This is a genomic window from Oxyplasma meridianum, from assembly GCF_038024865.1.
GTDB lineage: Archaea > Thermoplasmatota > Thermoplasmata > Thermoplasmatales > Thermoplasmataceae > Oxyplasma > Oxyplasma meridianum.
The window spans coordinates 356228-380610 of record NZ_CP133772.1 but is presented as its reverse complement, the minus strand read 5'-3'; the positions used below and the strand labels follow the sequence as shown (position 1 = coordinate 380610).

The following is a 24383-nucleotide window of genomic DNA, read 5'->3' as shown; positions in this document are numbered from 1 at the left end:
ATTAATAGACTTTAATTATTTTCCCTTCAAGCACTATTTTAGATTTTTGAAAAGTTCAATTGAATATACATTCAGAAACTTTGAGTAGCCATGAACTATCCTCTTGTTACGCATTTCAAAGCCGATTTCCCTGAATTTTTCCATTCGATCCTCCAGACCGGCACTATCCAGTATCTCATAATAATTTACGAACCCACCTTTTCTAAGTGCAGCATATGCTTTTTCTATGAATGAGAAAGATGTATGGGGAAGATTCATGATTACCCTGTCCATTTCACTGTATTTGAGAATCATCTCCGATGCATCCCCCAGATGAGGAAAAATTTTCCCCTTAATTTTATTCATACCTATATTCTCCTTCATGAGGTCCATTGCTGCAGGATTGCTGTCGAAAGCATGTATTTCGCACCTTTTCATATTTGCTATGGTTACGGAAAATGGTCCCACCCCGGCAAACATATCTATGATTCGTTCTCCCTCCAGAGCACTTTTTGCAACTATATAACGTTCTGTTGCAAGCCGTGGTGAGAAATAAGCGTTTCCAACATCTACGACAAATCTCAGGCCATTTTCCCTGTAAATTGTGCGTGTATTGCCCTGGCCGCATATAAGTTCCAGGTCTCTTGTCCGAAACTCGCCTCTAACACCTTTGTCCAAAAATACTGACTTCACATTTTTCTTAGTTTCTAGTATTTTCCTGGCTATAACTTCCGGATCTTCCTGATCCCCTTTCTTTATTATTGCTATGTCCCCTATAACATCATATGAACCCTTAAATTTCAGTGGCCTGCCAATCTTGCTGGCATCTGGATTCCCCTCATGCTTCACTATCCTGTATTCAACATTCAGATCAGATAGGGATACTTCCTCATTGATGGGTATAAGCACATTGTCTCCTTCGGTTATGATCCTAAATCTGGAATTGACTGCGTTGGAGTTCCTAAGTATCTTCAGAACTGACTCTGCCTCTTTTTTGGGTACTGAAAGATGATCCATCATGCGCTGATCCTGCCAGCAATTCTTCTGGAGTTCTTGATGGTCTCCTGTGCAAGTCTGGTGGAAAATCCAGGTATGAGGGATATAAGTTCAGGTGTAGATTTAGATACTTCCTCAACTGTCTTCAAACCGGATGCAAAAAGCCTCCTGGCTCTCACCCTTCCTATCCCGGCTATCATAGTAAGTGCTATTATCTCTTCACGTACACCCTCCTTTATTCTGTAATTGAGGTTTTCCAAGTCTCTCCTGATCTCGGCTTTGTACATGGAGGAAATCCTTGCAAGCGAATATGAGATCCAGTCACAAGATGAAACCTTTGCCTGTATGTCACCCGGTCCAATATTATACTTTTCTGATATTCTGTTCATCGGTACCTCATTGATCCAGTCCATCAGGACCATGGCAGTTTTTCCGCTGCATACCTCTTCTTCAGTCTCCAGAATTATATTGTTATTCATGAAATATTCCATAATGCCTTCTGCCTCTTCTCTGTTTGCCCTGAAGTTCAGAACGTCCGGTGTTGTGCATATAGTATAAAGGGCAAGAATTTCACTGTGCTTCTTATTGAAGTAATCCCTGAGTATGAGTGCAGTCTTTGGATCAATGTAAAGATCACTGACTGTCTTTCCGAACTGCGTAACGCTATAAATCCCCATTGTATTTTTTATAAACTCATTCTCATGCAGAAAGTCAAGTATACCCTCTATCTTTTTTTCTTCCACCATTTTCTGAGTTTTACCGGCAAATGTATTTGAAAAGAAATCCATAATGCCTTCTTTGGATGTGGCTATTCCCATTGAGATGATCCCCAGAACATTGAATCTGAGAAGGCTGTCCTGGAAAATACCGGATTTCACAGGCTCAGGATCGGTGGAAAGATATGTTTTTGCCATATCAAATGAAGTCTTTGAAGCAGCGTAAAGATATGCATAACCCTCACTGTCATACTGGGGCCTTCCGGCCCTCCCCAGCATCTGCTGAATTTCCATATTTGGCAAAAATTGGGAATACCCATTGGAATAGCGGGTAAGATCTCTTATCAACACAACTCTTGCTGGAAGATTTACACCTGCAGCAAGAGTGGGCGTTGCAACCAGAACTTTCAGGAGACCATCCTTGAAACCTTTCTCGATTCTTGTTCTGGTTTCGCTGGAAAGACCTGCGTGATGAAAGCTGACTCCGTTCTGGACCATACTTTTAAGAGTTTCTTCGTATCTGTCAGTTTCGCCTTTTTCCGGGAAGAAATCAATATTTTTCATAATGAGGTTCTGATCTATGGCAAGGGCAATCCTCTTAGCGTAGTCCTCTGATCTCTTTCTTGAATTTACAAAGATCAGTGTCTGTCCACCCTTTGCAAGATGTGAATTGACAATCTCAATGACTTCGTCCTCCCCCTTCAGTTTTTCTTCCTCTCCGTCCATGTTTACTATCTTTTTTCTGTATATGATCCCGGGTTTAAGAGGTACGGGGCGGAAATCGCTGTTTACAATTGATGAACCCAGCCAGTCCGCAACTTCCGCAATATTGGATATTGTTGCGGAGAGGGCAACAATCCTTATTCCTGGATTCACATACTTGATTGTGGAGATCACCATCTCAAGTTTTGGACCTCTTCCTTCGTCTCCAAGCAGATGGACTTCATCTGCCACAACAAGTCCAAGTTCATCTGCAATTGCTGGATCGTGATGAAGAAGTGAATCGGCCTTTTCTGAAGTACAGACTATAACATCATAATTCTTTATGAATGATGGTGATTTATCGTAATCTCCTATTGAAAGCGCAACCTTTATGCCTATTTTTTCCAGACGTGAAAGTTCTGAATATTTTTCACTTGCAAGAGCCTTGAGCGGAACAATATAAATTGATCTCAACCCCCGCTTGAATGTTTCATATATGGCGGAATACGCAACCAGAGACTTTCCAGCAGCAGTTGGTACAGAAACAACTACGTTATTGCCTTCCTGAAATCTCCTGATGGCTTCCTCCTGGTGTGGATAAAGATTGAAATCCTTGCCTTCAAAAAGTTCCAGGAATTCAGCTGGGTATCCCAGGTCGCCTATTTTCATCTTAGTTTCCTCCATTCCTTATTGGATCATAAATATTACTGAATATACATATTTTTTATTCCACATCAGCATTAACGGTTAATGGATGGGAGACCCTATATTATCATAAATATGGCACAGAGCATTAATGGAATGATAGCCGGTTCCGAGGGAAAGAGGGTTGTCATATCTTCCGAAAGAGACTGGCGGAGAGTGCGTGAATTAAGGAGGAAATGTGATGCCATAATGGTTGGGGCAAGAACAGTCATGAATGACGACCCATACCTGAGTACGGGAGATGGTGATCATACTGAGGATCCAAAGCCGGCCAGAATAGTACTTGACAGGAGATTGAAATTAAAACCTGAATCCCATGTTCTTGACGGGAAATCAAGAACAATAATATTTACATCAAATATGGAAAGAACAGTGAACGGTGCTGAAATAATCAGACTGAAGGATAATGATCTGAAAATAAGTAATATTCTAGCCCATCTTTACAGAATTGGTCTGATGAAAATACTTGTGGAGGGGGGAAAAGATGTTATAACGCAGTTCCTTATGGAAGGAATTTTTGATGAGTTTTACCTTTACATAGGAAATATTATAATAGAGAAAGGTGGACTCCTACTATTCGATCCTTCTGTAAATATAAAAAATGCATCTATGGAAACAAAAGTATACGACGAAGGCATTCTTATGAGACTGAATCCTGAGAAAATTAAGAAGGTGTCAAAATGGTGAGCAATGGGTTTCTAAGGTTAAACTGGGCAAGGGAACACATGCCTGTTTCTGCCCAGATAAGGAAAATGTTTGAAAAAGATCAGCCCTTCAGAGGCTTGAACATAAGCATGGCTCTGCATGTAGAGGCAAAGACCGGTATTTTCGCGCTGCTCCTGAAAGAAGGCGGTGCAAATATCACAATGTCTTCATGCAATCCCCTGAGTTCAGATGATGCAGTGGTAGAATCTCTGAAGAAAGACTATAATATGAAGGTTTACGCAAAGAAGGGAGAAACTGAGGAAGAATATTATGAATACCTTCACAAAACTCTTGATACTCCCCCAGATCTCATAATAGATGATGGAGGGGACCTCACAAAACTTGTGCTTGATGAAAGAAAAGACCTCATAGAGAGACTCCGTGGTGGAAATGAAGAAACCACCACAGGGGTTGTCAGACTCAAGGCTATGGAAAAAGATGGTGCAATGAAATTCCCAATGTTTGATGTAAACGATGCCCAGATGAAGCATTTCTTTGATAACAGATATGGTACAGGCCAGAGCACACTTGACGGAATCATGAATGCTACAAACCTGCTTATAGCGGGTTCCAATGTCACAGTAGCCGGTTATGGGTACTGTGGTAAGGGTGTTGCCATGAGAATGAAGGGGATGGGGGCAAACGTCATAGTAACAGAGATTGATCCTGTGAAGGCTGTGGAAGCTCTGATGGATGGATTCCGAGTAAAGCCAATGTCACAGGCACTCAAAGAGTCGGATTTCGTAGTTACAGTTACCGGGATGAAGGATGTTATAAAATATGAAGACCTGCTCACTGCAAAACCGGGTGTGGTACTTTCAAATTCAGGGCATTTCAACAATGAGATCTGTTTTACGGACCTTGAAAAGAGATCAATAAAGAAGGAAAAGGTCAGGGATCTTGTTACAGCCTATAAACTGGAAAATGGAAACATTATCAACCTTATAGCTGACGGAAGATTGGTCAATCTTGCCTCCGGCCAGGGGCATCCTGTTGAGATTATGGATATGAGTTTTGCAATACAGGCACTGACAGCCCAATATCTGGCAAAAAACTACGAGCAGCTTGAGGACAGGGTCTATCCGGTTCCCTCCGAAATAGACACTGAAGTGGCAAAGATAAAACTCAAGGTCATGGATGTAAACATCGATACTTTGAGCGATGATCAGATCAGGTATGCCGGTTCATGGCAGGAAGGTACCTAATTCTCTGGAGGTATCACTCATGAAGAAAGTGGTCCTGATTGTAATGGATGGGCTGGGAGACAGACCCAACAGCATTCTCCATGGAAAGACTGCACTTCAGGCGGCATACAGGCCTAATCTTAACTATTTGGCCAGCATTGGCTTAAATGGGATGATGCATCCCATCAGACCGGGCATACGTTCAGGATCTGACACTTCACATCTTTCGCTTCTGGGTTATGATCCTGAGAAGGTCTATACCGGGAGAGGACCCTTCGAGGCCCTTGGCCTGGGTCTGGAAGTTTTACCTGGTGATGTAGCGTTCAGGGCAAACTTCGGAACCGTGGATAGCAATGGCAAAGTAATTGACAGAAGGGCAGACCGCATATCTGAGGGGACTGAATTGCTTGCAGCGTCACTTAACATGGAAATTAATGGATACAGATTTAAGGTAAAAGAGGGGGTTGAACACAGGGCAGCCCTTGTGATACATGGTCCCGGGCTTTCCAGTTCAGTTACAGACTCTGATCCCCACGAAGTTGGGAGGAAGATCAATACTGTTCGTGGAACTGAGGAATCCGGAACCAGGACAGCAGAACTTGTGAACAGATTTCTGAAATCTGCAAATATGATACTGGCCAATCATCCTTTAAATGAGAAGAGAGTGAAAGATGGATTGAAGCCCGCAAACTGTCTCCTCCTCAGAGGGGCAGGAAAGGCGCCTGATCTTCAACCTTTCAGTGAGAAGTACAGTATGAAGGGCGCTTGTATCGCAGGAATACCCATGATAACCGGATTGTGCAATATGATTGGAATGGACATAATCAAGGTAAAAGGGGCTACAGGAAGGACAGATACAAATTACGAGGGAAAGATCAACGCCTTACTCCAGGCACTGAAAACATATGACTTTGTTATACTGAATTACAAAGGGACGGATGTTGCAGGGCATGATGGAGACCCGATTCTCAAGAAAAGTGTCATAGAGAGGGTTGACAGAGCAATTTCTCCACTGAAGGATATACTTGAAGACACTGTTGTAGCAATTACAGGAGATCACAGCACACCATGTTCAATGAAGGACCATTCTGGAGATCATGTTCCAATCCTTTTTGTCACATCGGGAAATTTAAGGGACCGTGTGAGGCACTTTGACGAAATAAGCTGCATGGATGGAGCACTTGAGATTAACAGCATCAACGTGATGGATTACCTGTTACAGCTTTCGGAACGGTCAGACAAATATGGAGCCTAGATAATGGCTTATTAACCGTAACCATAGATATGTTTAAATATCTTGTAGGGAATATGCGTCTGACATGAGTATGACCCTCAAGAGATCAAGGATTAAAACCTTGAAAGATTCCTGGAGAGACTGGACAATCTACAGATCATTGAAGAAAAATGAAAGTATGAAGTCCATGATATACTCCCAGCCCAAGGGCATATTTTATGGGATAATATTTTCTCTGATCATGTGGTGGATACCGATTGCTGGCCCGGCGACAGCTGGGTATATTGCAGGGAGATCCTCTGGAACTCCATCTAAAGCCCTTGTGTCAACTCTTGTGGCTACATCCATACTTATGATTCTCACAATGATGTTCCTCCCTTTCAAGACTGGTGTCCTCAGTTCTATAGGTAACTACCTAAGTTCCGGCGTTATTGCAATTTCGGGATCCAAACTGGTTGCATATTCTGGCTTTCTTACCGACCTCTATACATCCTATGGCATACTTAAGACACTGACAATTATAATGCCAGGTTCCCTCATAATATTGAATGTTTTCGGATACGCCGGAGGCTTTATATCTCAGATAAAAAGGCAGGAGGAGAATTATTCAGCAGGTTATCTTAAGAACAGGGTTGGAACCGCAGTTGTAAATAGGGAGAGAAAGTCAAAAATAGATGAAAGGAAAATAATAAGAGAATTCAAAGATGCCAGGAATGACGACGAAGATGGTGTTGGCGACTGGACCTATCTTTGAACTGAAATGAATATTTCAAATATGTAATTGGGTTTAAGTTGTTATGATTGATGTCAAGAAGCTCAGGGAAAATCCTGAGATTTTTTACAAAGCAGCTGAAAACAGGTTTTACGGTAAAGAATACATAGACCGTTTTTTTGAACTGGACGGAAAGTGGCGTGAAAATCTAAAACGGATTAACGATCTCAAACATGAGAAGAACATTGCCACCGGAGAGATATCAAAAAAAATTAAGGATAAACTGGATGTTGAACTAATCAAGGAAAGAGTCAGGGAACTGAATTCAAAAATCGATGAAATGGAGTCGGAACAGAAAACTATAGAGGCAGAAAGGAACAAGGCGGTTTATGCTATTCCCAACCTTCTGCATGAAACTGTTCCCATATGCAAAGGAGATGAAAATAACAGGTTAGTCAAGACATGGGGAGTGGCAAAGGTGTTCAGAGACGATATGGAAGAATTCAGGAAAGCCACTGAAAACAGATCCCAGTATATTATAACAGAAAAGAGACCATTGAGTCATGTGGACCTGGCAGATAAACTGAGGCTTGTTGATCTGGAAAGAGCAGGGAAAGTAGCTGGTGCAAGATTTTATTACCTGAAAAACAGGCTTCTTAAACTGGAGATGGCACTGGAAAACTTTGCTGTTGATTTTCTTTCAGAGAGGGGATTCTCCGTTGTTGAACCACCCTATATGCTTAATTACCAGTCCATGTCAGGCGCAACAGACATGGAAACTTTCAGAGATACACTTTACAAAATAGAGGGGGAAGATCTCTATCTCATCTCCACTTCAGAACATGCCATAGCATCCATGCTTAGAAACGAGATCCTTGAAGAGAATGAATTGCCCTTGAGGATAGCTGGTTTTTCCCCATGTTTCAGAAAGGAAGCAGGTGCTCATGGAAAGGATACAAAGGGTATCTTTAGGGTGCACCAGTTCAATAAAATTGAACAGTTCATTTTCTGCAGAGAGGAAGACTCCTGGGATTTCCTTGAAGAACTGCTGAAGAATTCTGAGGAAATATTCCAGAAGCTGAACATACCTTACAGAGTGGTTAATGTATGCTCAGGGGAGCTTGGATCACTGGCTGCAAAGAAATATGATATTGAAGCATGGTTTGGATCACAGGGAAAGTTCCGGGAGGTAGTATCGGCCTCAAATGACACAGACTACCAGGCGAGAACACTTGACATAAGATACAGGACAAAGGATGGCAATCTGACTCCGCATACCCTGAACTCTACTGCAATAGCAACCACAAGAGTACTTGTGGCCATTATGGAAAACAACCAGACTGAAGACGGGGAGGGGATAATAGTTCCGGAAGCTTTGGTACCCTATACCGGATTTGATATAATTTCCGCAGACTGATTTTCAGTTATGCGGATCTTTCTGAATAAGCTATCTTTGCAGCCATGGTGGAGTATTTTTTCCATCTGTCAAGAAGCGGTATGAATTCCTCTGAAACTTTGTCCATCAGATTAAGGTACTGCAGTATCCCCAGTACGGCCTGATCTGCGTCCCTGACCGCGCTTATGAGATCCCTGTTTCCATTTGTAGAATCCCCTCCTGAGAATAGACCTGGAATTGAGGTCATGCCGTTGGGGTTTACGATGGGTTGTCCCTGAGGGGTTAACCTGAGTTTCCTTAGATATTCCTCCTCCATAAAGGTATAGTCGTTTTCCTGACCTGTTGCTTCTATTACATAATCTGCGTCAATTGTCTGTACCTTGTCCTTGTTGGGAACCGGCTTTGCTCGTCCCTTTCCGTCTGAAACCATGTCGTTTTGCCAGTATTTTACAGCTACAACTCTGTTGCCTTTCTTAACATACTCGAAGGGGGTTACTTCCCAGACATAGTGTACGCCTTCCTCATCGGCCTCCTCCATCTCTTCCTCTGCATTCATGGATGGATATCCGGGCCTATCCACTTCCCTTCTGCGATAGAAAATGTATGAATTCTGAGCCCCGAAACGCAGTGCAGTTCTGGATGAATCGTTTGCGGTAAATCCACCACCAATTATAACTACGTTTTTTCCTACATCGATTTTTTCACCAAAACTAGATCTTCTGAGAAATTCTGTTGCGTGAACAACATTTTCAGCATCACTACCAGGTGTGCCGGTCATCCTTGGCTTCTGGTTTCCTACAGACATGAATACGGCATCGTATTTGTTCATCAATTCCTTAAATGATACATCCTTCCCGACTTCCGTATTAAGATGAACCTCCACCCCCTGTGAAAGTATATACCCTATCTCTTTGTCCAGAACATCCTGAGGTAACCTGTACCTTGGAATGCCGGTTTTCATAAAACCGCCGAGTGCAGGCAATTTCTCGTATATTGTAACTTTTACTCCCTGTATTGAGAGGTAATAGGCTGCGGTAAGACCAGCTGGGCCACCGCCTATAACCGCAACGTTTTTTCCAACGAATTTCCTCTTTGGAACACTTATTATGCTTGAATAGTCATCGAACTTATCTGCAGCGTATCTTTTCAGGTGTCTTATTGCAATAGGCCCACCAGTGTCATAAAGAACGCAGATATCCTCACACATATGAGTACACACACGTCCTATTATTGCAGGAAATGGAAGATTCTCAAAAACAATCCTTACTGTCTGTGCCGGGTCTCCTACTGCCGTGCTTTTAATATAACCACCGATATCAAGGCTGGCAGGACATGCCTGTGTGCATATGTTGCACCCTATGCAGCGGCTCGCTTCTGCAACTGCTGAACTGTCTGAATACTCCTCTAAAGGCTCTATGGTGAAACCCTGGAGCCTCTTTTTTGGATCAGCGTGGTTGATTTTAACACGTTCAAAGCTAAGCATTTTGCATACCCTTAGATCTTAATAACTACAAGAGTTATAAACGTTTTTTAGTTTAAAACTATAAAAATTGATGCCTAATGCCTTCCTTTTCGCTTAAGAAATATTATTTTGGCTTCCAGGTTATTCTGACTGCAGATTTTCTATCAAACAGCATTGGTGCAAATTTGGAATAAATAACATACTGATCTGATAAAACATCTTCACTAATTCTTCGTATTTCAGGGAAGGTTTTGATAAATAATTTGAAAGACCCTTTAGCCAGAGCGAGAAACTGATTCTCTTTTAACAATGATGTAACGTGGATTTCTTCTAGAAGTTTTCTTACCATTTCCATCTCGGTTTGTCCTGTGGATTCAACTTCCCTCACAAGAAGTTCATATGCAGATGATGAGATAAGCAGTTCTGGTCTCTCGACATATCCTGAATCAGAAAGAAACTCTATTGCCTTTATAATGTCTTTTGCAAGATTTCCGGATTTTGACCAGTCTCCAGATTTTATATCAGTGGCCCTATTCAAAAGCGACAGCTCGTGATCAGCCATGATGAGTTTATTGACAGCGGCATCAAATTTTCTAAGAGCCATTTCCTCCTCCATTTTTTTATACTGGCTATCAGTGTGCCTATGAACGTTGTATTGGATTATAACCTGAGAAAGAGGGATTATTTTCTGATTGTCTTCTGGCAATGGTAAACCATCCTGAGACCATTTGATTTCTTCCACATAGGTTATATAGTGGTGGCTAAATGTTTTTGAATCTGGTTCTACTCCCTCCCTTGAAACCTGTAGTTCTTTCTTCCCTACATACATTGGGAACTCCTTTTGCTGGCCAAGAAGTTCTGATGCCTCTTTCCATCCTTCTCTTATTTTTACAAAATCTTCCGGTGCATATTCATGCATGAGTCTCAAAAATTCTCCGAAGTGTGTAATCTCCTCTTTTGCAATGTCTTCATGCACTTTCTTGAATGATCCTTCAGGCATCAATTTCGATTGTTGAAGATAAAAATTGATTGCGTCCAGTTCTGCTGCAAGATCAAGCCTGATTGATCTGGATATCTCTTCATTGTCAAATGTCTTTGTCCTTACCAGTTCTGATGGATCTTTTGAAAACATAGCTGATTATTACCTTTGTCTATTTAAATATAGAAGAAAAATAGTTATAATTTCTGAAAGAACACGTGAAAAATCAGAAATGAACAAAAATCGGTACTACCAGCATAGCGAATAACAGATCAAAGAGAACTATACAGCTTAGGAGTATGTAAAGCCAGTTCTTTTCAATGTAGAATGAGATAAGTGCTGTCACTACCACAGTGATAGGTGTGAATATAAGAATCCATAGACCAAGTGTTACAAAGTAAACTCCATCCAGTGTTACAAGCCCGTGGGGTATATTTCCCAGATGTATAAGATTAGAACTTAATGTTGCACTTCTGTTGTAATAGTCCGAGATATATTTTATAGATTCCCCATCTGATCCTCCCTTTAAAAATATTATAACTATTCCTGTTATGATCAGAGCGATACTAGTAATTACCCCTGCTTTTAGAATCCAGCTTGTGATCAGATCTCTATTAAAGTCTTTCATGTTTCGCCTCTCTCACATTTTTAACATATAGAGCTATTATCATAACAAACGCCAGAATCACAGAAATTAAGAACTGATATATTGTATGTATTTGTAATAAGTGGATAATGTGAAAACCTTTTTGGACCATTTCGATTCCAAGGAAGGACAAAATTCCAAAAAATATCCAGCGTATGTTTTTGTTTGTTATCCTGACAAGTATTTTTGCACCAAAAAATGCCCCAATCAAGACTCCTATGGCAGTTGCAGCTGCAAGGAATATCTGTATGAAACCATTATACCAGTATATGGAACTCCCTGTGGCAGCTGTAATACCAATCATGAAATTGCTTGTTGTTGTAGTAACTTTCATAGGAAGATTCATTGCCCAGTCCATTCCCAGTACCTTCAGTGCACCACTTCCTATGCCAAGTAAACCCGACATAACCCCTGCAAAAAACATTACAACTTCCCCAAGCCACCATCTGACGCCATTGTACTTCATTTCACGTTTTAATTTTGCATCATAGTACTGTCCGGAGAGCTGGAACAACCTGGTAGACCAGTCGGGTTCTTTATGCATTGGCTCTTCATATTTTCCCCTCTTAATGGTTGGAATCAGGGATGTTAATAGAACGATTCCAAATATAATGTAAATTACCCATGATAGATTATCTTTGTCCAGGAAAACAACGGTTATGGATCCAACTATAGCACCCAGGGTCGTTGCAACCTCGAGCCCAACACCAATTTTTATATTTGCTATTTTTTCTTTGGTATACGCGCTTGCAGATCCGGCAGATGTTGCAATGGTTGATATAAGGCTTGCACCGGTAGCAAAGATAATAGGTACACCATAAAATAGAGTTAGAAGTGGAACCAGTACAGTCCCCCCACCGAGCCCGGTCAACGAACCCAAGAGACCTGCAAAAATTCCTCCAAAAACTATCTCTATGAATCTTAAAAGAATCAGTAATATTGCAGACATGTTAATACCCGTTATTACAGCAATATATAAATTAATGATGGATGGATTTTACCAATCGTGGACATATTACCAGATCAGTTTTCGCCTTCGCCACACGAATGTATATATATTTTTTAACGATTTGAAATATGGTTCCAATGTCTCAGGATTTATCAAAATTAAGATTTGGTGACGAATTACTTAAACGTGGCTTTGCCAGGATGACCAAAGGTGGGGTCATAATGGATGTGACCACTGCAGAACAGGCAAAAATAGCCGAGCAGGCTGGTGCAGTCGCAGTAATGGCTCTGGAGAGAGTTCCTGCAGATATAAGGGCTGCTGGAGGTGTTGCAAGAATGGCAGATCCTAAGAAAATTCGCGAGATAATGGAGGCGGTTAGCATTCCAGTAATGGCGAAAGTAAGAATTGGCCACGTTACTGAAGGATATGTACTCCAGGAACTAGGTGTTGACATGCTTGACGAAAGCGAAGTTCTCACTCCAGCTGATCCATTTTTCCATATCTTCAAAAATGAGTATAAAGTTCCAGTTGTTTGTGGAGCAAGGAATATTCCGGAAGCTGTAAGGAGGATTTTTGAAGGGGCTGCGATGATAAGGACGAAAGGAGAGGCAGGCACTGGAAATGTAATAGAGGCGGTCAGGCACATACGGATGGTAAACGAGGGGATTAAAACTTTGAAAAGGTTAAATGAGGAAGAGATCAGAAGAGTAGCTGGCAACATATCTAAAAATTATACTGTATTGAGAAAAGAAACTTCCCAGATCCTGTTTGAGGATGAGAATTTTCTTCCAAACAACGACCTTTACTATGGTATTTCCCAGGACAGAATGATTTCAGGAATTACAAAGATTTTAAAGGAAATTAAAAAAATGGGAAGACTTCCCGTGGTTAACTTTGCAGCAGGTGGAGTGGCGACTCCCGCCGATGGAGCACTTATGATGAAACTGGGAATGGATGGTGTGTTTGTTGGAAGTGGCATATTCAAATCTGCAGATCCTAAGAAAATGGCATCTTCCGTAGTAGAAGCGGTAGAAAATTTTGATGATTACAAAATTATTGGAAATGTTTCAAGTGGCCTTACAGGAATGGCAGGTACAGATATTGAAACCATTCCAAAAGAGTCAAGACTCCAAGACAGAGGATGGTAGGACAGCATAACTTTAATTTTCGCATTTTCCATCGTTCTGGGACTTATAATCCTGTTCATTGTGTCTCAGATTCTTAAAGTATTTGACCTGAAGGGAAGCTTGGCGGCTCTTGTAGTGGGTCTGATCATTGTTTTTTTTGGTTCACTGCAGTGGCTCATACTTCTCCTGATATTTGCAGTAGTTTCACACTTTGCCACAAAAGCCATGTTTGATATGAAAAAGGCAAGGAAACTCCAGGAAGGGGAGCATGGAGAAAGATCCACATCAAATGTACTTTATGCAGGTATAATCGGTCTTGCTATTGCGTGCATAAATTTTGCTCATACACTGCTTAATTCTGCACCGTTTGGTTATTTTGAGTTATTCGCCATATCATTCTCAGTGATCAATTCGGATACCTTTGCCTCCGAGCTAGGTGTGGTGGACAAAAATGTTTACATGATAACTACTTTTAAAAGAACAACTCCAGGTGTCAATGGGGGAGTTTCATTGACTGGTGAAGCAGCAGCATTTTTCGGGGCTCTCATAATAGGAGTTTCTTACAGTATCCTGGCTTTTGGTACGTTGCGTATAGTTCCCATAGTTTTTGTAACAGGCATGGGTTTCCTGGGCTGTCAGATTGATAGTATTCTTGGTGCATTATTTGAAAATGAGGGTAAGATGTCAAAGGGTCAGGTTAATTTTTTCTCAGCATTTGTTTCCGTTGTAGTATCTGCACTGGTACTTCTTTGATTTATAAGCATTATTGAATTGGATGCCCCATTCCAAAATGAAGACGATGAAAGTATAATAATTTATGAAACAGAAACAAATAGATATTGATACCATGATCAGGCATATGGAAGTTAAAGTGGCCTTGAAACGCATAAGATTCATGCATGCCTAAATCATTATATTTTAATGTTTAAGTGGGGAATACAGAATAACTTCAGATTGGAAGAAAGTTTTAACCTGTAAGTTTTTCCAAAGTTTTGTAGATGCAGCAGGAATATTTTTTGTGAGATATGGTAGAATGCGTCTTCGTATTGGGGAAAGCTTTCTATATTCTATGAATAACTACTTTTTCGAAACGGGCAAGACTTAATTAGTGCTTTTTACTTGACTTTGACTTCCGCGACATAATTTGACGAAAATGTTTGTTTTGTGGGGTTTCTGGATATTTTGGTGTGTGTGTCATAACACACGCATTCTTAACATACTTTAATGGTATATCTTTTTGAACAGAATAACAGTAGGATCGCTATCAAATTCTCTAAGATAAAGCATATTCTGACGATTTGCGTCAAAACATCAAGCGAAACACAAATTAGAAATAACCCAGGGATTTTTAAAAAAATAGAAACTGTATTGAGACTTCGTTTCTCAAATAGAACCAGAACTATAATTGTGAGATAATGACCATTGAATGAAATTTACTTTGTTTTAAAAATTAGGTTGGGAAATTAACTGTAAAGATTACCTCTTTCTGCAGTGGCGCATTGTAAGTTGGGGTGACGTATACCAATATGTTATCAACCCGTGGCAATTTAGTGTCATTTTTTAGTATTGAAACAGCTTTCTGATTGACTAGAAATTGCAATGAAACAGTTTGATTAACTACATCTTTCAGAAAAGGAGCTGCTGAAAGATTATACTGGGTGCTGCTGTTAACTGACAAAATAGGTATGGAAATAGTAGAATTGGTAACGTTCAATTTGTATGGAACACTAGGAATCGAACCTAGTGTAATTATAAACCCATTTTGGTTTGTTTGAACGGTAAAGTTGTAATAAAAGTAAGTAGTATTTGTAGTTATGTTAAATGTATTACCGCTATCATTGATGATTGCCAGTAAAGGATTATCTGCATTATAATTGATGTTATCTGATGCAACAACGCCAACTGAAATCCCAACCACGATTACAATCACTGCCACAATTCCAGCTATAATATCGCTTTTTCTAATTTGCGGTTTTTCCATTTAACTCACTTTCTCCAGCATAATTGTTGCAATTGCCCCATAGTGACTAGCGTAAAGGTCCAACTCAACCGTGGTATTTGTAAAATTATTGTTGGAAATCACTGCACTGTTAAGTAGAAGGTGAACAGGTATTGATTTAGCTGCAAAATTAATACTTGTATTATAGGGTTTAGCAACAGAGACTATAGTTGAATTACTAAACTGGAAAGAACCTGGAACTATAGAAAGCGTTAAAGGAGTAATGGTTGAAGAAAAGTTAACATTTGCATAAACTGAGGATGTGGAACTTGTAATATTTACTACAAGTGTCTGAGTTGAGGAGTTATAATAAGAGTCAGACGGACCAGTAATACCCGTAATAGCTATTGGATTTGAACTACTCTTTATTACATGAGGAAGACTTGCTGTTCCTCCAATTATTATTATAAAAATTATAGCGTAACCTATCCATCCCTTTACATTACTTTCCATGAATTATTCACCCTCCTTGATTGGAGCCCATTATACTCTGTATCTTTCTTACAGTCCATTTGTTGCCACCTCTTGATCTTTTCTTCCGTTCTGAATTTCCGAATATAGAAATGTTGAGCGCTCATAATCGAGAACAGCTTTCAGATTAACAAGTGAAGAGCTTCTTCTTTCCGGATAGGGGTAACCTTCTTCCTGGTGAATAATTTTTAATGAATCTTCCAAAAAAGTATCGTTTTCCGATATTACGACATCAGTATTCTTTTCTTCTACTGCTTTGGAAATCTTGAATTTTCTGAACCTTTGTGAAGTTAGGGATCCACCTAGTTTGAAAAAGTACCCATTGTCGACTCCAAGACTAAAGCCTTTCTTTGATATGATTAAATCACAGAGCAAGGCAATTTCATATCCCTCATTTATTGCATCTCCGTTAAGTAATGCGAAAATTGGTTTCTTCATTGAACCTACCAAAGTTGCCAGAGATGTACACGCATCAAGGAATTCCTTTTTCTCTTCTTGCGAAACTAACATTTCAATTCCCTTGCAGAAAATGTTGTTCATTCCTGTTATAGCGACTGATTTTACATCTTGATCAACAGATGCTATGCTTAGAGCGGTCAGAAGTTCTTCAATGCCTCTTACACCTATGAGTCCTTTAGAGTTGGTTCTAAGAACAATTACACCGACACCCTCTTCTTGCCAGAAGCTGATCTGATTATAACCCTGAACTCTAATGTTACTCATTGTAATACGCCGCCCGGTATATCCTAAGAACTATTCCAGCAAGAACCAGTACTATACCCAAACCCATCCCGAATACGCCTTCCTGTGGGATTGAAATGGGGTTTAATTTGGCTATAATAACAATTATCGCAATGGATGCAACTGAAATAATCGATGTTAAGACCATTGCAGTGGTTTTACTTAACTGGTAAGCACTTTTAGTCTTTTCTTTGGGCTTTAAGCTGTATGAAAATTGAGCTGACTTCATGGTACCAATTGCAGCGAATGCTGTTGCTCCAGCGGAAAATGCAGTTGCCAAGATATTTATTCCATTTCCATAGGTTAGGAGTGTACCCAGATTTTCAGAAAAAGTTATAAAAGTGAAACAAAGCAACAAGAGGAATATCAGGAAAGATGTTAATATCCTATTTGGAGATACTTTGAACTTACCTTTCACGTATTGCCTGTTCAGGAAGTACATTCCTCCTACAACAATAACAAATGGCGGTACCAGAACTGATGCTACTATACCATTTGTTATAGGTATCCCTGGAGCAAGTGCACCCCAGAGAGAGAGGATTGCCAAATAGATTATACTTAGAATCCCAAATGAAGTTACCAGCGGTCTTGAAAGCGCATGAAGATCGTTGCTCCTATCGATAAAGGGCACTGCTATGAAGTATACTAGCGGTATGACTGCAAATATTACTGTGCCAGCTAAAGCCTCGTAAGCTCCATCTGCAGCTAGAAACTTGAAGTCTATAGCTTTGTATACGAATAATAGGAACCATGGAGGATATGTTGGTACAAACGCTGCAAATACACTAGATGATGACACCTGCGGAAAAGGCGAAAATAAAGTTGGGACACTTGGTAATAGAATTAAAACAGACGGCACTATTATGATGATGCCAAGGGATATCATCCCGAGTTGTATCATATATGCAAAATTATATGGATTCCATGGCTTGTAATTCGGGTCCGCTTTATCAACTGCAGGTGCTTTGTGCTTGGAATCCCTATGTGAAGGCATTATACCGTTTGCTTCGGCCAAGAAGAAATGAAGCCCGAATATAGCCCCTATTACTAGAACCAGTATAATATGCCATGCAAGCATGTGTGCAAAGAGACTAACGCTTGTTCCATTTCCAAAGAATATTGATTCAAAGGTCTTTCCTAGGAATGGCACAGCTTCAGCTATCCCCCTTCCAACATCCGTTGCATCTGATGAAAGAACATCACCTGTCATTGAATACCCAAAGAAACCAACACCAATTGTTGTAGCCAACAGTATAACGCCACTAATCCATTGTAATACTCTCGGTTTCTTGTATGCACCCATGAAGTAATTTCTAAACATATGAACATAGATCAGAACTATCATCGCGTAGGCACCGTAAAGATGAGAAGTAAGAATAAGTGCACCATAGGGTATTGTCTCTATAATTGCTTCAGTACTATTGTATGCAGAGGCTGGATTATAATACAAAAGGAGTATTAGCCCTGAAATTATCTGATATATTAATGCCACACTTATAAGTGCACCAGTCCAGTACATGAAGCCACCGCGTTTCCTCATGTAGTCGGGGACTCTCTTCAGAGGAAGCTCCGTCATGTGCAAAGGGTCCTTTCCTAATATTGAATTATCCTGAACAAAATCTTGATCCACCATTTTTTATTTTCACACTCCAGAACCTAATAGTACTATGGGAGTTGTAGTAGTGCCCGTTGGAAATGGAGTACCACCTTCGAGGTCATTTGGCTTACCGTAAATTGTTGGGCCCACCATACTTTTAACCTTGTAGTTGTCTAAAGTTGGATCATAATCCAGAATTACGTTAGGCAACGGTCTCGCTGTTGGTCCTGTAGTAACGGCTGCCCCACGATAAGGATCATATGTACTGCCGTGGCACCCGCAATGTATATAGGCTGGACTACTTGCATTCGATGGGAGATCTGAAATCTCATTTTTGGCTGACGGAGGATAATAATGGATAATAGGTGGAACACAGCCAAGATGCTGGCATATTGCACTGAATGCTACTACTGAACCGTGTGGGCCAACTCCATCAGGTGATGTAAAAGTATTTCCATTGGCCGGAATAACTACTTCAGTGCTATTTATTTTAATATCCATGTTTGAAGAGTCACCAAGCCTCAACAGAAAGTTTGGGTCGTCTTGAAGAGGATAATAAAATATTGTTATTACCGGATTGTTTACTTTAAGATCCGTTGTATTGAGTGGAAGACCACTAGAATTAACAATGGTAAGAGTAGGAAACGAGGTCAGCCCAGATACTGGTGCTATGATGTTCTGGACAACGCCTTTTAAAGCGCCTGCAGCTGCCGCCCCCGCGGATAAGACAATCATCATTTTTAGAAAATTTCTTTTTCCGCTATCGACTTCATCGTTTTCCTTCATAAGACTGTAAATAAATCGTAGTATAAGTTTTTTTTTGAATACCAGAAGAGAAAGATGAAGGGATACCTAAGATTAAGGGCCATAGGCAATCGCATTAAATTTATCTATATATCAGATAACTGAATACTTAGATATCTTGATTTCCAGATAACTTTATATCTGTGATAAGGATGTATATCTTGATAATATGACTGATGGAGAAAAAATCGAGGAGAACGAAACAACCGATAACGACAAAAAGAACATATCCGTAAAGGGAGTTAGTAAAAATCTCTACAATCGTGTATTGAATATTGCCAGAGATTCGGGAAAGACTTTGGGCGAAATAACTGATGATGCTTACAGTTCCATCGTGGCAACAGTGGATGGTGCATTGAATGTTTCAAAAGCATTCGTTGAAGGTACCAGAAAAGGAACTTCTAGGATCATTGAAAATATAAAGAATCTGGATCTTACTGAGAAAGATCTCTCTGACATTGGTCAGCGCGTAACAATAAGAAATGTTGTGCACCTTGTTTTGAAAGACATGTCAGACAGCGCGTTCAATTCGGGGATAAACCTAATAGTTCACGTAAATGAACTGGAATACGCAGACACCATAAAAAAATCCTCCATATTGCTCAAGAGTAAATTTGTGGATCATATAGCTTGCATAAAATCTAAAAAGTAATTTAAATACATTTTATTTTTTCTAACTAATATTTTATCCAACGCAGACATAAGAAAATAAAATATACGTATTTATTATCAGCCCAATAAGCAGAATAGATTTTTCAGGGCTCGTAGTCTAGTGGTTATGATACCGCCCTTACAAGGCGGTGGTCACCGGTTCAAATCCGGTCGGGCCCATTTACTTTTGGGGGGATATATATAAGGTCAAAAAAAGTTCTGAATTTAATTATTAATATATCAATTTGTGAATAATATTTTGATTCTGGCTAAACCTTTACGATAATTATTTAGACCTGACAATACAAAAAACTTTCCGTGGTTATATTTTAGTTCTCAAAATAAATTTCATATGCCTTTTAATAACTTTCTTTGTGTAATTTATTTGACATATTCATTACAAAATTTTTGATTTTCCATGGACATCGATGGTTAATTAATCTTATATGATATAGGGTAAATTAATAAAAAAGAATTACCTCTTGAATTAAATCCCATTAACTCAATTGATTAATCGTAATTATTGGTTTTTAGTAATACGAAAATCAAAAAATATTCTTCACGTGGTTTAGACCACTTAAAAGGTGTGAATAAAGAAAAAGTTTGGGAATCCATTCTCGCAAACAACTATGATAATTGTTCTGAAAAATCGCTGAATTTCAATTAAGTATAACACAAGACTTAAGGCAATACCTGTCGATACACAGGAAGTTATAATAACACTGAGATGGGAATCGTCTATCTTTAAAGATCCACTTGAAAAGATGAAGATTCCATATTCCGGGAGGATATTGGAATCAGTGACAACATAGTTTTTTAAGATTAATTAACTTCTTGTTATTTTTAAAAATTCCGAATGAAAATGTTCTCACGCATTTTTCAGAAGCTCAAGTTTATCTATGGAATCTGCCATAATAGTTAAATTAAAAAGTTTACAGAAAACCTTTAAAAAATATCAAAAAAATTTTGACTAATAGCTATATTGATCCCCATATAAGTAATAATATGGATCACGCTACAAGGTCAAATGAAATCTTCGTAAGCAATGACATTCTTAGTGCTCCGAACGAACATGAATTAAAAAATTTTGGAAAAAATACCGAAAAAGAGGATATTTTTAGAAAAGGCAGCAAAACATACTTCAATTCAAGCAGATTCTTTCCAGATGAATACAGAAATGATGTTACTATTTTTTACTCTTTCGTGAGAGTTGCCGATGATCTGGTTGATAAAGTTCCTCAGGACGCAGATGGGTTCTATCATTTCATGGACACATACATGCGGTCTTTATCTGGAGGTTTTAGTGGCTATTCAGTAGTTGATGACTTTGTCTCCTTAATGGAAAAAAAGGGTATAGAACCCAATCTGGTAGAATCATTTTTTAAAGCCATGAAGATGGATCTAACCAAAACAAGGTATGAAACAATGGCCGAACTTTGCGATTACATGCATGGTTCAGCTGAAGTTATAGGTCTTATAATGCGCAGAATTCTTGACCTTCCCAAAGTTGCTGAAGAGTATGCTTCCTTGCTTGGACGAAGCATGCAATTTCTCAATTTCGTAAGAGATGTTAGGGAAGACAACGAATTAGGAAGGATGTACCTTCCTGCAGATAGTGCCAGGAAATTTGGTTTAAATTCCTTGCGGGAAAATGATGTGAAAGGCAAAGAGGAGGATTTTAGTTCTTTTATTAAAGAAAACTTAGATATCTTCTTTGAATGGGATAGGGAGGCTAGGAAAGGTTTTAGATTTATACCAAAGAGGTTGCTAATACCAATCATTACGGCTCAGAATATGTATGCATGGACTGCAAGGAAAATTTTTAGGAATCCCATGATAGTGTTTAGGAATAAGGTAAAACCTTCAAAAGGAAGAATTTTACTTGAAATATTCAAAAACTGGTTCTTATGGAAATTACACTATCTGTAGCCGGACACTTTGCATATCTTTTATTGCTGGCTCTTATAGCATTACCGGTACTTGGATTATCAATAAGCAGCAAGATTCGCAAAATAAGGAAATTTAAACCACTTGTTTTTTCAATATTCACAGTGGCTCCAATATATATTGTATGGGATGAATATGCAGTTTTGATTGGTACTTGGAAGTTCAATCATTCGTATATTATAGGTTTGTATCTATGGTTAATACCAGTTGAAGAGATATTGTTCTTTATAATAGTCCCATTTGCCACCCTTCTTATTTATGAGGGGCTTTTTATGCTTAAAGGGGTTTCTTCCAAAGTTTTTCAATGGCCCGGCATTGCTGCTGGATTAATTCTCGTGGGATTTGGTATAGTAAACTGGCAGCACAGTTACACAATTTTTGCATTCATATTTGCAGGAATGGCTCTGATTTTTATGGCAACTCTTGAACCACAAATGCTATTCTCATCAAGATTATGGGCATTCATGGCAATTTCTTACATACCCTTCGTTGTGTTTGACCACATAATGGTGACTTTACCCATATTCACTTATGGAAAAAACGTAACTTTAGGGATATATATATTTTCAATACCACTCGAAGAATACGTCTATGTGTTTTCCCTTCTGCTTTTCTATGTCTTAGCCTATAATTTTTATCAAGAGAGGCATCTCAAACCTATTTCAAAGGAAAGGACTTCTGTATCATAGAAGATACAATCTCTGCTGCAATGAAGACCATGGGCACACCAATTCCCGGATGTGTGTATTGTCCAGCATAAAAAACGTTTTCTAGGTATCGATTTCTCATAAGGGGCCTAAAACCAGCAGTTTGTCGGATCGTCTGTGACAGACCAAATGCTGTTCCCTTGAAGGCATTGTAATCATTAATAAAGTCACCTTTTCCATATATTCTCATGAAATCTATTGAACCTGCAATGTTTAACCCAGTTACATGTGATATCCTATTCAATGCAGAGATCACGTATCTTTCCCTGATTTGGGGTGAATCATTAAAGTTCTGGGATACTGGTATGAGAATGAAGAGGTTGGAGTTCCCAGAGGGAGAGATTTCTGAGTCACTTTTGCTTCTTAGACTGGCATAGAAAGAGAAATCTTCAGGAATAGTTTCTGATGCTTCTAGACTATCATAATGACTCTTAGCCGACTTCCCAATAAAGATATTATGGTGTTCCAAAGGAATATCTCCTTTAATTCCACAATAGGCAAGTATTGCGGATGGGGCAATATTAGCTCTTTCCCAGTATTTTTTGCCATAATTAGAATAAGAATCTCCTATTACCTTAGAATCTGCGTTAACATAATCAGAATTAAAAAGGAATATATCTCCACTTATCTCTTTGTCATCTGAGAAAACCTTAGTCATTCTTTTCCTATCCGTTTCTGATCTTTTTACTTCAAACCCTGTCTTAAACTTAACACCCACCTCCAGGCAGAGTTTCATAATTCCATCAACCATCTTTCCAAAACCTCCCTCTGGATAGAATACGCCTTGCTGAAATATTGAATAGTTAACCATGCTGTAAACCGCTGGTATGCTTTCAGGAGTCCCTCCAAGAAAAACAGAAGAAAATCCAGTTAATGCACGTAGTTCTTCTGAATCGAAAAATTTAGAGTTAAATTTTGACATAGATTGGAAAAACTGCGTGTTAATTGCCATTTTCAACAAGAATGGGGATAGCATTGAGAAAAAACCTTTGTATTGCTTATAGAGTAATTCCCCCATGGTTTTAGCGTATATCTCGCCTGTGACTTTTAAATAATTTTGGAATTTCTCATAACCGTCATTTTCTAAATTGTCAAAGATCCTCTTTCTTTTCTCTCCAGTTTTACTTACATTTATGGCAGTCTCACTATAATAAATTCTAAAACTTGGATCCAATAACTTCAGCTGATAATAGTCATCAATATTTTTCCCAAGTTTTTTAAAATAATTCTCAAAGACCTCTGGCATCAGATACCATGAAGGACCCATGTCAAATGTATACCCTTTATCTCTAAATACTCTGGACCTTCCCCCAACTTCGTTGTTTTTTTCCAGAACAGTTACAGAGTACCCAAGATTCGCCAGTAATGCAGCTGATGCTAAACCTCCGAAACCGGCACCAACTATTACAACATCCATCTTCCTCACCTTTTTTTAGGAAGAGTGGGGGGAACATCAATCCTCGGTATATAGAATAAGAATCCCCAATTTACCCCCTTATTTTTACCGTCATTCTGGTGATGCATATTGTGCACAGCAATGAGGTTCGTAACATACTTGGAATGCTTTCTATCCCTTAGATGCAGGTATGAATTGTGCATAATCATATCATGCACAACGAGATTAGCAAGTCCATACATTGCCATCCCTAAGCCTGCCGATGCAAAGACAGTATTTCCTGTCTTTGCCCATGTGACAAAAAAGGCCACGGATATGCTTGCGAAAAATAATCCAAAGAGATTATTTCTCTGAAACTTGTGTCCCATGTCTATGTGATGATCCTTGTGAATAGACCATAAAAATCCGTGCATTACATACTTGTGCATAAGTCTGGCAGCCCCCTCCATACCGAAAAATGCTATGAAAAATACTATTGTATCTAGAATAATGTTAAAATACATTTCTTTAACTCACTCCTACGATGAAATCAATCCAGATCTTTTATATATACATTTATCAAAAAAATCTTGAAATAA

Annotated in this window: 23 protein-coding genes and 1 tRNA gene; 11 read left to right on the top strand and 13 right to left on the bottom strand. The window is 39.3% G+C overall.

Annotation, left to right across the window (positions count from 1 at the left end):
* Nucleotides 1-33 precede the first annotated feature (33 nt).
* Nucleotides 34-999, bottom strand: coding sequence for a class I SAM-dependent methyltransferase (locus OXIME_RS01970; protein ID WP_393971808.1), 966 nt, complete (start codon nt 997-999; stop codon nt 34-36).
* A complete protein-coding gene (locus OXIME_RS01965; RefSeq protein ID WP_393971807.1) occupies nt 996-3062 on the bottom strand; it encodes an ATP-dependent DNA helicase in 2067 nt (688 codons plus the stop codon). Before OXIME_RS01965 ends, OXIME_RS01970 begins: the two co-directional genes overlap by 4 nt.
* 81 nt (nt 3063-3143) lie before the next feature.
* Between OXIME_RS01965 and OXIME_RS01960 the strand changes: the two genes are divergently transcribed.
* The 5 genes from OXIME_RS01960 (at nt 3144) to serS (ending at nt 8350) form a co-directional block, all read left to right on the top strand.
* Nucleotides 3144-3785: a RibD family protein gene (locus tag OXIME_RS01960; RefSeq protein WP_393971806.1), complete on the top strand. Its 642-nt coding sequence runs from the start codon at nt 3144-3146 to the stop codon at nt 3783-3785.
* Entirely contained in the window at nt 3779-5008 is a 1230-nt protein-coding gene (locus OXIME_RS01955; RefSeq protein WP_393971805.1) for an adenosylhomocysteinase, read from the top strand. The genes OXIME_RS01960 and OXIME_RS01955 overlap by 7 nt, the downstream gene beginning before the upstream one ends.
* Nucleotides 5009-5027: 19 nt before the next feature.
* Entirely contained in the window at nt 5028-6242 is a 1215-nt protein-coding gene (locus OXIME_RS01950; protein ID WP_393971804.1) for a 2,3-bisphosphoglycerate-independent phosphoglycerate mutase, read from the top strand.
* Nucleotides 6243-6306: 64 nt separating this feature from the next.
* Nucleotides 6307-6975: a hypothetical protein gene (locus OXIME_RS01945; RefSeq protein WP_393971803.1), complete on the top strand. Its 669-nt coding sequence runs from the start codon at nt 6307-6309 to the stop codon at nt 6973-6975.
* A gap of 43 nt (nt 6976-7018) precedes the next feature.
* Nucleotides 7019-8350 (top strand): serine--tRNA ligase, encoded by a 1332-nt coding sequence (gene serS, locus OXIME_RS01940; RefSeq protein ID WP_393971802.1) that lies wholly within the window; start codon nt 7019-7021, stop codon nt 8348-8350.
* Nucleotides 8351-8357: 7 nt separating this feature from the next.
* Here serS and OXIME_RS01935 read toward each other — a convergent pair whose 3' ends face one another.
* The 4 genes from OXIME_RS01935 to OXIME_RS01920 all read right to left on the bottom strand — a co-directional run bounded on the left by OXIME_RS01935 (nt 8358) and on the right by OXIME_RS01920 (nt 12365).
* A complete protein-coding gene (locus tag OXIME_RS01935) occupies nt 8358-9812 on the bottom strand; it encodes an FAD-dependent oxidoreductase (RefSeq protein ID WP_393971801.1) in 1455 nt (484 codons plus the stop codon).
* 103 nt (nt 9813-9915) lie between these two features.
* A complete protein-coding gene (locus OXIME_RS01930; protein ID WP_393971800.1) occupies nt 9916-10923 on the bottom strand; it encodes an encapsulin in 1008 nt (335 codons plus the stop codon).
* Between the two features lie 73 nt (nt 10924-10996).
* The gene (locus tag OXIME_RS01925) at nt 10997-11398 is read right to left on the bottom strand and encodes a DUF1634 domain-containing protein (protein WP_393971799.1); all 402 of its coding nucleotides are present in this window, start codon (nt 11396-11398) and stop codon (nt 10997-10999) included.
* On the bottom strand, nt 11385-12365 hold the full coding sequence (locus tag OXIME_RS01920; RefSeq protein WP_393971798.1) for a sulfite exporter TauE/SafE family protein: 981 nt from the start codon (nt 12363-12365) through the stop codon (nt 11385-11387). The genes OXIME_RS01925 and OXIME_RS01920 overlap by 14 nt, the downstream gene beginning before the upstream one ends.
* Nucleotides 12366-12502: 137 nt before the next feature.
* Between OXIME_RS01920 and pdxS the strand changes: the two genes are divergently transcribed.
* Nucleotides 12503-13513 (top strand): pyridoxal 5'-phosphate synthase lyase subunit PdxS, encoded by a 1011-nt coding sequence (pdxS, locus tag OXIME_RS01915; protein ID WP_393971797.1) that lies wholly within the window; start codon nt 12503-12505, stop codon nt 13511-13513.
* A 6-nt stretch (nt 13514-13519) separates the two neighbouring features.
* Nucleotides 13520-14245, top strand: a complete 726-nt coding sequence (locus OXIME_RS01910; protein ID WP_393972231.1) for a DUF92 domain-containing protein — start codon at nt 13520-13522, stop codon at nt 14243-14245.
* A gap of 697 nt (nt 14246-14942) precedes the next feature.
* Here OXIME_RS01910 and OXIME_RS01905 read toward each other — a convergent pair.
* The 5 genes from OXIME_RS01905 to OXIME_RS01885 are packed head-to-tail and all read right to left on the bottom strand — an operon-like array spanning nt 14943 to nt 19038.
* Entirely contained in the window at nt 14943-15473 is a 531-nt protein-coding gene (locus tag OXIME_RS01905; RefSeq protein ID WP_393971796.1) for a hypothetical protein, read from the bottom strand.
* Nucleotides 15474-15944, bottom strand: a complete 471-nt coding sequence (locus OXIME_RS01900) for a hypothetical protein (protein ID WP_393971795.1) — start codon at nt 15942-15944, stop codon at nt 15474-15476.
* Between the two features lie 48 nt (nt 15945-15992).
* The gene (locus OXIME_RS01895; protein ID WP_393971794.1) at nt 15993-16685 is read right to left on the bottom strand and encodes an enoyl-CoA hydratase/isomerase family protein; all 693 of its coding nucleotides are present in this window, start codon (nt 16683-16685) and stop codon (nt 15993-15995) included.
* A complete protein-coding gene (locus OXIME_RS01890) occupies nt 16678-18336 on the bottom strand; it encodes a cytochrome bc complex cytochrome b subunit (protein ID WP_393971793.1) in 1659 nt (552 codons plus the stop codon). Before OXIME_RS01890 ends, OXIME_RS01895 begins: the two co-directional genes overlap by 8 nt.
* Nucleotides 18337-18345: 9 nt before the next feature.
* Complete coding sequence (locus tag OXIME_RS01885; RefSeq protein WP_393971792.1) at nt 18346-19038, bottom strand: Rieske 2Fe-2S domain-containing protein; 693 nt, start codon at nt 19036-19038, stop codon at nt 18346-18348.
* Between the two features lie 235 nt (nt 19039-19273).
* On the opposite strand from OXIME_RS01885, the gene OXIME_RS01880 reads away from it, so the two are divergent.
* The 4 genes from OXIME_RS01880 to OXIME_RS01865 all read left to right on the top strand — a co-directional run bounded on the left by OXIME_RS01880 (nt 19274) and on the right by OXIME_RS01865 (nt 22391).
* Nucleotides 19274-19756, top strand: coding sequence for a hypothetical protein (locus tag OXIME_RS01880; RefSeq protein WP_393971791.1), 483 nt, complete (start codon nt 19274-19276; stop codon nt 19754-19756).
* A gap of 106 nt (nt 19757-19862) precedes the next feature.
* A tRNA-Val gene (locus OXIME_RS01875) sits at nt 19863-19935 on the top strand.
* A gap of 825 nt (nt 19936-20760) precedes the next feature.
* A complete protein-coding gene (locus OXIME_RS01870) occupies nt 20761-21684 on the top strand; it encodes a phytoene/squalene synthase family protein (protein ID WP_393971790.1) in 924 nt (307 codons plus the stop codon).
* A complete protein-coding gene (locus OXIME_RS01865; RefSeq protein WP_393971789.1) occupies nt 21663-22391 on the top strand; it encodes a lycopene cyclase domain-containing protein in 729 nt (242 codons plus the stop codon). Before OXIME_RS01870 ends, OXIME_RS01865 begins: the two co-directional genes overlap by 22 nt.
* On the opposite strand, the gene OXIME_RS01860 is transcribed toward OXIME_RS01865, so the two are convergent.
* Nucleotides 22360-23826 carry a phytoene desaturase family protein gene (locus OXIME_RS01860; RefSeq protein ID WP_393971788.1) on the bottom strand — a complete coding sequence of 489 codons (1467 nt, stop codon included), beginning with the start codon at nt 23824-23826 and terminating at the stop codon, nt 22360-22362. The genes OXIME_RS01865 and OXIME_RS01860 overlap by 32 nt on opposite strands.
* Nucleotides 23827-23831: 5 nt before the next feature.
* The gene (locus OXIME_RS01855) at nt 23832-24308 is read right to left on the bottom strand and encodes a porin (protein WP_393971787.1); all 477 of its coding nucleotides are present in this window, start codon (nt 24306-24308) and stop codon (nt 23832-23834) included.
* Nucleotides 24309-24383 lie beyond the last annotated feature (75 nt).